We start from the raw sequence: 10,105 nt of genomic DNA on the forward strand, positions 1-10,105 counted from the left end.
GACTCGAACCAACGACCCCCACCATGTCAAGGTGGTGCTCTAACCAACTGAGCTATGTGCCTGTCGTGTGGGGCGCATATTAGTGATCGAAGACCTACCTGTAAAGCGTTTTTTTCAAAAAAATCAAAAACTTTGCGGAACAAGCCAGATCGGCCGAAAACATCTGCCGGTAGCGTCCGGCCAGGCGAAAGGTACAAAGGCCGACGCAGTAACTTGCATAATGAAAGTTACTGGAGGATAGTCACTCCATCCAAGGCATGACATCCAAGGTCAAGACCATGAAGAAAGCCAGCTTCCAACCCATGCCCTGCCCGGTGGCTCGCGCCCTCGAACACATCGGCGACGGCTGGAGCCTGCTGATCCTGCGCGATGCGTTCTACGGCCTGCGCCGCTTCGATGAGTTCCAGCACAGCCTGGGCATCGCCAGCAACACCCTCACCCGCCGGCTCAACGACCTGATCGCATCAAACCTGCTCGTGCGCCAGCCCTACCAGCACAACCCACCCCGTTTCGAGTACCTCCTCACCGAGGCCGGTCGCGACCTGCGCCCGGTGATCCTGACCCTGATGGCCTGGGGGGCAAAGCATGCCGAAGGCTCGAAGAAGGTCTACCTCGCCGACGAACACACCGGCGAGCCGGTTGCCCTGGCGCTGGTGGATACCAACACCGGCCGCCCCATCACCGTGGACGACCACCGGCTGCGCATTTCGCCCGATGCCGACCCGCTGACCCATTGGCGCGCCGAAACCGGGCGGGCCTACCGCCAGGGCGATGCCCTCCCCAGCCAAGCCTCTGCAGAGGACTGAACGCCATGAACGCTCACGTTGCCCCCACCCCCGAGCAGTCCGCCCCGCCCACGACAAACAAACCGGGCAGGAAAAAAGCGGCCTTGCGCCTGGCCGCGCTGGCACTCGCGGTGGTCGGCGCCGTGGGCTATGCCAGCCATTGGTGGGCTAGCGCGCGCTTCGTCGAAGATACCGACGATGCCTACGTGGGCGCAGATGTCACCGTGATCAGCGCCAAGGTGCCGGGGTATATCAGCGAAGTCGCGGTGCTGGACAACCAGTTCGTCAAAGCCGGTGACCTGCTGGCGCGCATCGATGTGCGCGATTACCAGGCAGCACTGGCCAAGGCCGACGGCGCCGTGGCCGCGCAACGGGCACGGCTGGCCAACCTGGATGCCGTCGAGCTGCTGCAGCAGGCCATCATCAGCCAGGCAAAGGCCCAGATCGACGCACGCAGCGCCGAAGCGCAACGGGCCCAGCACGACCGCGCCCGTTACCAGACCCTCGTAAACAGCCAAGCGGTGTCGGTGCAAAGCGCCCAGCAAGTCGAGGCCACCTGGAAAACCGCGCTGGCCGACCGCGCCCACGCCGATGCCGGCCTACAGGCGGCGCGTCAACAACTGGCGGTGATCGGCACCCAGCGTGAGCAGGCCCTGGCGGCCCTGGCCCAGACCGAAGCGGACCGCCAGCAGGCGCAACTGAACATCGGCTACACCGAACTGCGCGCGCCGGTGGACGGTTATGTGGGCAACCGCCGGGCCAAGGTGGGGGCTTATGCCGCTGCCGGCAGCCAGTTGATTACGGTGGTACCCGCTCACGGCCTGTGGGTGGACGCCAACTTCAAGGAAGATCAGCTCGCCCGCATGCAGGTGGGCCAGGCCGTCAGGGTGACCGCCGACATCCTGCCGGGCCGTACCTTCCAGGGCCACGTCGAGAGCATCGCGCCGGCCACGGGCGCACAGTTCAGCGTGCTGCCCGCCGAGAACGCCACGGGCAACTTCACCAAGATCGTGCAGCGGGTGCCGGTACGTGTGCGCCTGTCGGGCAGCGATGCCGAATTCGGCGCGTTGCGCCCGGGCCTGTCGGTGGTCGCCGAAGTCGATACCAGGCCCCAGCCCCTGCCGCAGCCTGAGGTTGCGTCGGCAGGCCGGCCGTGACCAGCGAACTGCCCGCCCTCAGCCCCGCGCAAAAGGTCACGGCGTTTGCCTGCATGTGCGTCGGGATGTTCATTGCCCTGATCGATATCCAGATCGTCTCGGCGTCACTGAAAGACATCGGTGGCGGGCTCTCTGCCGGCGCCGACGACACCGCCTGGGTGCAGACGGCCTACCTGATCGCGGAAATCATCGTCATCCCGTTGTCGGGCTGGCTGTCGCGGGTGATGAGCACACGCTGGCTGTTCGCCGCCTCGGCCGCCGGCTTCACCCTGACCAGCCTGCTGTGCGCGTTGGCCTGGAACATCCAGAGCATGATCGCCTTTCGCGCACTGCAAGGGTTTCTCGGCGGGTCGATGATCCCGCTGGTGTTCACCACAGCGTTCATCTACTTCAGCGGCAAGCAACGGGTGATCGCCGCCTCGGTGATCGGCGCCATCGCTTCGCTTGCCCCCACCCTGGGCCCGGCGGTGGGTGGCTTGATCACCGATGTCTCGTCCTGGCACTGGTTGTTCTACATCAACCTGGTGCCCGGCCTGTTCGTCACCGTCGCCGTGCCGCTCCTGGTCAAGGTCGACCGCCCCAACCTGGCCCTGCTCAAGGGCGCCGACTATCTGGGCATGGGCTTGATGGCGCTGTTTCTGGGTTGCCTGGAATACACCCTGGAAGAAGGCCCGCGCTGGAACTGGTTCAGCGACCGCACCATCGCCACCACGGCCTGGGTGGCTGCCATTTGCGGTGTGTTGTTCGTCTGGCGCAGCCTCAGGATCGACGACCCCATTGTTGACCTGCGCGCCCTGCGCGAGCGCAACTTTGCCTTGGGCTGCCTGTTTTCCTTCATTACCGGGATCGGGATTTTCGCCACGATCTACCTCACACCGCTGTTCCTCGGTCGGGTTCGCGGCTACGGCGCACTGGACATCGGCCTGGCGGTGTTCTCCACCGGGGTGTTCCAGTTGCTGGCCATCCCGGTCTACGCCTTTCTGGCCAACCGCGTGGACCTGCGCTGGATCCTGATGCTGGGGCTGGCGCTGTTCGGTATTTCGATGTGGGACTTCTCATCGATCACCCACGACTGGGGCGCCAAGGAACTGCTGCTGCCCCAGGCCATACGCGGGTTCGCCCAGCAGATGGCGGTGCCGCCGACCGTGACCCTGACCCTGGGCGCACTGTCACCGGCGCGCCTGAAACTGGCTTCGGGCCTGTTCAACCTGATGCGAAACCTCGGTGGCGCGATCGGCATTGCGGCCTGTGCGACCGTGCTCAACGATCGCACCAACCTGCACTTCCTGCGCCTGGCCGAACACCTGAACGCCAGCAACGAGGGCATGAATCGCTGGCTCGAGCAATGGCGCGACAACGCCCAGGCACTGGGCCAGAACAGCCTCGACGCCGGCCAGGCGGCGTTGCACCAGCTGTGGGGCCTGACCTGGCGTGAAGCGCAGACCATGACCTTTGCCGATGCGTTCCTGGTGATCATGCTGTGCTTTGCCATCGCCACCCTGCTGGTGCCCCTGATGCGCAAGGTCCAGCCGCCGCCACAACCATCGGCCGACGCGCATTGATACCCCGCGTCATTCAAGGGATGACGAAGTTCACCTCGATGTTGCCACGCGTCGCCTTGGAGTACGGGCAGATCTGATGGGCCTCGGCCACCAGGTTCTTTTTGTCCGCTTGCACAAGGCCAGGCAAGTGGACGGTCAACTGGGCGGCCAGGATGAAACCGCCGTCGGCGCTGTTGCCTAGGGAGACTTCGGCATCCACCGCCACACCTTCCGGTACGCGTACATCAAGCTTCTGCCCGGCCCGGCGCAGGGCGCCGATGAAGCAGGCCGACCAGCCAATGGCCAACAGCTGTTCGGGGTTGGTGCCAGGGCGGCCGGAACCGGGCGGGCTCAATGCCAGGTCGAGCTCGCCGCCGATGGCCTGGCCGCGCCCGTCGCGGCCACCGCTGGTGTGGGTGCGGGCGGTGTAGAGGATGGTGGTCTGCTGGGTCATGCTGCTGCTCCTTCACAAAGGTCGGGGAAGGCGTGGCCGGGCCTGTTGCCCGGCGTTGTGCCTTGGGCAGTGCCTAGTTTCAGTTCCTGGCCTGGCTCAGCTTGCTGTACAGGTCGGCCGGGAAAGGCTTGCCATTGGCATCGAACTGGCCCTTGCGGAACTGGTACACCTCGCTTTCCGACAGATAGCCGTCGTGATTGGCGTCGATGGCGTCGAACTCGGCATTGGCCTTGGGCGCCACCGCCAGCAGTTCGGCGCGCGAGACACGGCCATCGTGGTCGGTGTCGGTACGGGCGAAGGAGGCATCGCCGCACTTGCCTTCACCGCACTTGCCTTCCGTCTGGGCGCCCTTGGCCTGGGCTGCGCCGGCGCCGCATTTACCCTCGCCACACTTGCCTTCCGCGGCCTTGCCGGCGGCGGCGAGCTGGTAGCCCTGGGGCAGCGCCTCCACGGCAAAGGCGGAAGCGGTGAGATTGATACCGCCCACCAGGGCGATGGTGAGCAGGCCGATACGAGTCTTGGTGTTGGACATGTGTTGCTCCGATAGCGGTTGGGTTGTGCCATGAGGTCCCGGAGCATCGCCGGCAGGCTTTGCGTTCGGGCTGACGCATTTGGCCCCAGGCGTGTATCCGGGGCGTATCCATCGGTAGCGGTATTTGTAAGCAAGGTTGCAAAGGCCGGGGGCAGATACAAAGAGATACATCCTCGGGACGGGATGGGCACCGCTGCCAGCTCGACCGTCAGGGTGAACCGAGCATCGCCTTTTTGATATGTTTATTTTCACCGTGTTGATTTGTGAAATTATTTGTGTCACTTTCAATTCCGCCGACCCCTCGCCCGTGCAGCGCGGGGCGGCATTGCCTACCCACCGGAGTCGATAAAATGAACAAGACCGGACTTCTCGGCGCACTGGCCTTCTGTGCCTGCAGCGCCCTCGCCCACGCCGATCAAGCAAGCCTGCGGATCGGCATCGAGGCGGCCTACCCGCCCTTCTCCTACCGCACGCCCGAAGGCGAACTTGCCGGCTTCGACTACGACATCGGCAATGCCCTGTGCGAGCAGATGCAGGTCAAGTGCCAGTGGGTGATCCAGGAGTTCGACGGGATGATTCCGTCGCTGAAGGTGCGCAAGATCGACGCCGTGCTGTCGTCCATGTCGATCACCGAAGACCGCCTCAAGTCGGTCGATTTCACCGACCGCTACTACCACACGCCAGGCAAGTTCGCGATGAAGGCCGGCAGCCGTCTCGACGTACCTGCCGTGGACCTCAAGGGCCGCAAGGTGGGTGTGCAGCGTGCCTCCACCTATGACCGTTTCGCCACCGAGCAACTGGAGCCTGCGGGCGTCGAAGTGGTGCGCTACGCCTCGCAGAACGAAGCCTTTCTCGACCTGGTGTCCGGGCGCCTGGATGCCACCCTCGCCGACATCGTCAACACCGAGGAGAGTTTCATCAAGACCCCCGCCGGCCAAGGCTTTGCCCTGGTCGGGCCGGACATCAGCGACCCCCAGTACTTCGGCCGTGGCGCCGGTATCGCCGTGCGCAAAGGTGACACCGCCAACCTGGCGCGCCTCAACGCCGCCATCGCCGCGATCCGCGCCAACGGCACCTACCAGCAGGTGCAGAGCAAGTACTTCCCGTTCGATATCTACGGCCAGTAACGCTGGCTCGCGAGGGTTTTCATCATGCTTCACGGCTATGGATCGAGCATTCTCGAGGGTGCCTGGCTGAGCATCGAACTGGCCCTGCTGGCCATGGCACTGGCCATCGGCCTGGGCCTGTTCGGCGCCGCCTGCCGGCTGTCACCCTTCAAGTGGCTGGCGGCGCTGGGCGAGGTCTACACCACGGTGGTGCGCGGCATCCCTGACCTGGTGCTGATCCTGCTGGTGTTCTACGGCGGCCAGGACCTGGTCAACCGCCTGGCGCTGGCCTTGGGTTACTCGCAGTACATCGACATCAACCCCTTCATCGCCGGGGTCTGCACCATGGGCTTCATTTTCGGTGCGTACCTGTCGGAAACCTTCCGTGGTGCCTTCCTGGGCATACCCAAGGGCCAGGCCGAGGCCGGCGCGGCCTATGGCATGAGTGGCCTGCAGGTGTTCTGGCGGATAAGCCTGCCGCAGATGGTGCGCCTGGCGCTGCCGGGGTTCACCAACAACTGGCTGGTGCTGACCAAGTCCACCGCGCTGATCTCGGTGATCGGCCTGCAGGACATGATGTTCAAGGCCAAGAACGCGGCCGACGCCACCCACCAGCCATTCACCTTTTTCCTCGCCGTGGCGGCGCTGTACCTGCTGCTGACCAGTGTGTCGCTGGTGCTGCTGCGCGGTGTGGGACAACGTTACTCGGTCGGCTACAAAGCCGCCGAGCTGTAAGGGAGCCGCTGCGATGATGCTCGACTACCAGCTGATCTGGCAGAACCTGCCGCTGTACCTGAACGGCATCGCCCTGACCCTCAAGGTGCTGCTGATTTCATTGGCCTGTGGCCTGGCGCTGGCAATCCCCCTGGGGCTCATGCGGGTTTCGCGCAGGTGCCTGCTGCGCTACCCCGCCTGGCTTTACACCTACGTGATCCGCGGCACGCCGATGCTGGTGCAGCTGTTCCTGATCTACTACGGCCTGGCCCAGTTCGAAGCCGTGCGCCAAAGCCCGCTGTGGCCGTACCTGTCCAGCGCAACCTTCTGCACCTGCCTGGCCTTCGCCCTCAACACCAGTGCCTACAGTGCCGAACTGTTGGCCGGCAGCCTGCGGGCAACCCCGCGCGGCGAGCTGGAAGCGGCCCGCGCCATGGGCATGTCACCCCTGACCCTGTACCGGCGCATCCTGCTGCCCTCGGCCTTGCGCCGGGCCCTGCCGCAGTACAGCAACGAGGTGCTGATGATGCTGCAGACCACCAGCCTGGCCTCGATCGTCACCCTGGTGGACATCACCGGCGCCGCAAAAACCTTCAATGCGCGTTACTACCTGCCCTTCGAGGCGTTCATCACCGCCGGGCTGATCTACCTGGCCCTGACCTTCCTGCTGGTGCGCCTGTTCAAACTGGCCGAGCGCCACTGGCTGGCCTACCTGGCCCCACGCAAGCACTAAGGAGCCTGCATGCAGCACATTGACCACACCTTGCCCTGGAGCGCCTGCGGCACCCAGCGGACCCTGCGCGTGTTGCGTTTTGGCAGCGGGCCGCGCAAGGCCTACATCCAGGCTGCCCTGCACGCCGACGAACTGCCGGGCATGCGCGTTGCCGTCGAGCTCAAGCGGCGCCTGCTCGAACTCGAGGCCCAAGGCCGGCTCAACGGCACCATCGAACTGGTGCCCCTGGCCAATCCGATCGGCATCGGCCAGATGTTCCAGGCCACCCATCAGGGCCGCTTCGAATTCAACAGCGGCAAGAATTTCAACCGCGACTTCCCGGCACTGACCCAGGCGCTGGCCACGCGCCTGGAGGGCCGCCTGGGCGACGACGAGGCCAACAACGTGGCCACGGTTCGCCAGGCCATGGTCGAGCTCATCGACGCCCTGCCGCCGGCGCAGTCGGAGCTGGACGGTTTGCGCCGCCTGCTGCTGCGCCACGCCTGCGACGCCGACCTGGTGCTGGACCTGCACTGCGATTTCGAATCGGTGATGCTGCTTTACGCCATGCCACAGCACTGGCCGCAGCTGCGCTCGTTGGCCGCGCGCCTGGGCGCCGAAGCGGTGCTGCTGGCCGAGGGCGCCGGTGGCGATGCGTTCGATGAAGCCTGCGCGGCGCCGTGGTTGCAACTGCGCGCGCACTTCCCCCAGGCCGAGATCCCCCTGGCCTGCGTGGCCACCACCATCGAGTTGCGCGGCATGGCCGACACCGGTCGCGAGCAGTGCCAGGCCAGCGCCGAGCAGATCCTCGGCTACCTGGCCGAGCAAGGCCTGATCAGCGGCCACTGGCCGAGCGCACCGGCGCTTGGCTGCCAGGCCACGCCCTTCGCTGGCGCCCAGTACGCCTACGCCGAGCACCCCGGTGTGGTCAGCTATCTGCAACCCCTCGGGGCCCGAGTGCGGGTCGGCGACCCGCTGTTCGAGGTCATCGACCCGCTCAGTGATCGCCACAGCGTGGTGCGGGCCACCACCGACGGCATTCTCTACGCCCGCGAACGCCTGCGCTTTGCCCAACCGGGCCTGTGGCTGGCCAAGGTCGCCGGCAATACCCCCATCCGCCAGGGTCGCTTGCTCAGCGACTGATACCTACGAGTACCGACGATGAACAAACTGCACATCCAGGACCTGCATAAAAGCTATGGCAGCCACCAGGTGCTCAAGGGCGTGTCGCTTGCGGCCAACGCCGGCGACGTGATCAGCATCATTGGCTCCAGCGGCTCGGGCAAGAGCACCTTCCTGCGCTGCATCAACCTGCTCGAACAACCCAATGCCGGGCAGATCGTGGTCAACGGCGAGCAACTCAAGCTGCGCGAATGCCCGCGTGGCGGGCTGCGGGCGGCCGATCCGCGGCAACTGCAGCGCCTGCGTTCGCGGCTCTGCATGGTCTTCCAGCATTTCAACCTGTGGTCGCACATGAGCGCGCTGGACAACGTGATGGAGGCGCCGGTGCAGGTGCTGGGCATCAACCGCAAGGAGGCACGGGAAAAGGCCGAGCATTACCTGAACAAGGTGGGCGTCAGCCACCGGCGCGACGCTTACCCGGCGCACATGTCCGGTGGCGAACAACAACGGGTGGCCATCGCCCGGGCCCTGGCCATGGAGCCGGAGGTGATGCTGTTCGACGAGCCCACGTCGGCGCTCGATCCAGAGCTGGTCGGCGAAGTGCTCAAGGTGATGCAGGACCTGGCCCAGGAAGGCCGCACCATGGTCGTGGTCACCCACGAGATGGGCTTTGCCCGGGAGGTGTCGAACCAGTTGCTGTTCCTCCACCAGGGCGTTGCCGAAGAGCGCGGCGCGCCGCGCGAAGTGCTGGCACGGCCGCAATCCGAGCGCTTGCGGCAATTCCTTGCCGGCAGCCTCAAGTAAGCCCCCTCGGCGCTCTGCGGCCGTCCGCCGCGGGGCGCCTTGGGATACACTACGGCCCAACTTTTCAGGGAGCTTCGCGCTGGATGCCGAGCCATTCGAAGAACACCACCGTGTATGCCTCGCCGGTCATGCGCAAACTGTCGGAAAGCCTGGCCGAGCTGCCGCCTTCGCTGCGCAAGGTCGCCGACTATATCCTGCGTCATCCCTTGAAGGCCGCGACCCTGACCATCGAAGAGATGGCCCAGGCCACCGCGACCTCGCCGGCGGCGGTCAATCGCCTGGCCAAGGCCCTGGACCTGGGCGGCTACAGCGGCATGAAAGCAGAGCTGGTGACGACCCTGCAGCAGATGGTCTCGCCGGTGGACAAGCTGCGCAACGAGCTGGCCCAACGCCCCGACGGCGACTTTGGCCTGCACGAGCAGATCCAGAGCGCCAGCAGCAACCTGGCGACGACCGCCAGCAACAACCAGGCCGACACTTTCGAAACCTTCGTCAAACGCCTGCTCGCGGCCCGCAAGGTCTATGTGCTGGGGTTTGGCAACAGCGCCTACCTGGCCAGCCTGGCAGCCTCGACGCTGGTACCGTTCTGCAACGACGCCCTGGCCATCAGCATGGAAGGTGGCAACGAGAACGCCGCCTACAGGCTGGCGGTGATCGACGAACAGGACGTGCTGCTGGCGATCGCCCTGCCGCGCTACTCCCAGGACACGCTGCAACTGTCACGCTATGCCCGCGAGCGCAACGCCACGGTACTGGCGATCACCGACTCACCGGCCTCGCCGCTGACCGCCATTGCCCACCATGTGCTGTTCGCGCCCGCCGACCATCCGGTGCTGACCAGCTCCAACATCGCCGTGCTGGCGTTGATCGAAGGGTTGGTGGCCGGCGTCATGGCACGCAACAAGGAGGCGGTGAAGCTCGCGACCGAGCTGACCGAAAGCGTGATGGCCTATCTGCATGTGCCTGGCGGTAAAAGCAGCAGGGGCTAGCGGCGGAGTTGGCGCGGGAGCCATCGCTCCCGCACCGAAGTGTCGAGACTAGAATCTAGCGCAAACAAAAAGGGCGACCCTTGCGGATCGCCCTTTTCGATGCCCGGTAAGCCGGGACTTTGTTTGGTAGGCACAATTGGACTCGAACCAACGACCCCCACCATGTCAAGGTGGTGCTCTAACCAACTG

Annotated in this window: 11 protein-coding genes; 9 read left to right on the forward strand and 2 right to left on the reverse strand. The window is 65.2% G+C overall.

Features of this window, described 5'->3' with window-relative positions; genetic code table 11:
* The first annotated feature begins 278 nt into the window (after positions 1-278).
* Genes F6X61_RS25510 through F6X61_RS25520 form a run of 3 tightly spaced genes read left to right on the forward strand, consistent with a single transcriptional unit; the run spans position 279 to position 3,504 of the window.
* Entirely contained in the window at positions 279-806 is a 528-nt protein-coding gene (locus F6X61_RS25510; protein WP_153789080.1) for a helix-turn-helix domain-containing protein, read from the forward strand.
* Positions 807-811: 5 nt separating this feature from the next.
* Positions 812-1,942 (forward strand): HlyD family secretion protein, encoded by a 1,131-nt coding sequence (locus F6X61_RS25515; protein WP_153789081.1) that lies wholly within the window; start codon positions 812-814, stop codon positions 1,940-1,942.
* 53 nt (positions 1,943-1,995) lie between these two features.
* On the forward strand, positions 1,996-3,504 hold the full coding sequence (locus F6X61_RS25520) for a DHA2 family efflux MFS transporter permease subunit (protein WP_256671426.1): 1,509 nt from the start codon (positions 1,996-1,998) through the stop codon (positions 3,502-3,504).
* 13 nt (positions 3,505-3,517) lie between these two features.
* Here F6X61_RS25520 and F6X61_RS25525 read toward each other — a convergent pair whose 3' ends face one another.
* Entirely contained in the window at positions 3,518-3,937 is a 420-nt protein-coding gene (locus F6X61_RS25525; protein ID WP_153789083.1) for an organic hydroperoxide resistance protein, read from the reverse strand.
* Positions 3,938-4,016: 79 nt separating this feature from the next.
* Positions 4,017-4,469 (reverse strand): hypothetical protein, encoded by a 453-nt coding sequence (locus F6X61_RS25530; RefSeq protein WP_153789084.1) that lies wholly within the window; start codon positions 4,467-4,469, stop codon positions 4,017-4,019.
* Between the two features lie 350 nt (positions 4,470-4,819).
* On the opposite strand from F6X61_RS25530, the gene F6X61_RS25535 reads away from it, so the two are divergent.
* From F6X61_RS25535 to F6X61_RS25560, 6 genes are all read left to right on the forward strand, one after another.
* Positions 4,820-5,596 carry an ABC transporter substrate-binding protein gene (locus tag F6X61_RS25535; RefSeq protein WP_153789085.1) on the forward strand — a complete coding sequence of 259 codons (777 nt, stop codon included), beginning with the start codon at positions 4,820-4,822 and terminating at the stop codon, positions 5,594-5,596.
* Between the two features lie 24 nt (positions 5,597-5,620).
* Positions 5,621-6,310: an ABC transporter permease gene (locus tag F6X61_RS25540; RefSeq protein WP_153789086.1), complete on the forward strand. Its 690-nt coding sequence runs from the start codon at positions 5,621-5,623 to the stop codon at positions 6,308-6,310.
* Between the two features lie 13 nt (positions 6,311-6,323).
* Positions 6,324-7,022: an ABC transporter permease gene (locus tag F6X61_RS25545; protein ID WP_110994742.1), complete on the forward strand. Its 699-nt coding sequence runs from the start codon at positions 6,324-6,326 to the stop codon at positions 7,020-7,022.
* A gap of 9 nt (positions 7,023-7,031) precedes the next feature.
* A complete protein-coding gene (locus F6X61_RS25550; protein WP_153789087.1) occupies positions 7,032-8,144 on the forward strand; it encodes a succinylglutamate desuccinylase/aspartoacylase family protein in 1,113 nt (370 codons plus the stop codon).
* 18 nt (positions 8,145-8,162) lie between these two features.
* Positions 8,163-8,927: an ABC transporter ATP-binding protein gene (locus F6X61_RS25555; RefSeq protein WP_153789088.1), complete on the forward strand. Its 765-nt coding sequence runs from the start codon at positions 8,163-8,165 to the stop codon at positions 8,925-8,927.
* An 83-nt stretch (positions 8,928-9,010) separates the two neighbouring features.
* On the forward strand, positions 9,011-9,916 hold the full coding sequence (locus F6X61_RS25560) for a MurR/RpiR family transcriptional regulator (protein WP_153789089.1): 906 nt from the start codon (positions 9,011-9,013) through the stop codon (positions 9,914-9,916).
* Positions 9,917-10,105 lie beyond the last annotated feature (189 nt).

Origin of the sequence: Pseudomonas sp. EMN2 (genome assembly GCF_009650555.1) — a bacterium.
Lineage (GTDB): Bacteria > Pseudomonadota > Gammaproteobacteria > Pseudomonadales > Pseudomonadaceae > Aquipseudomonas > Aquipseudomonas sichuanensis.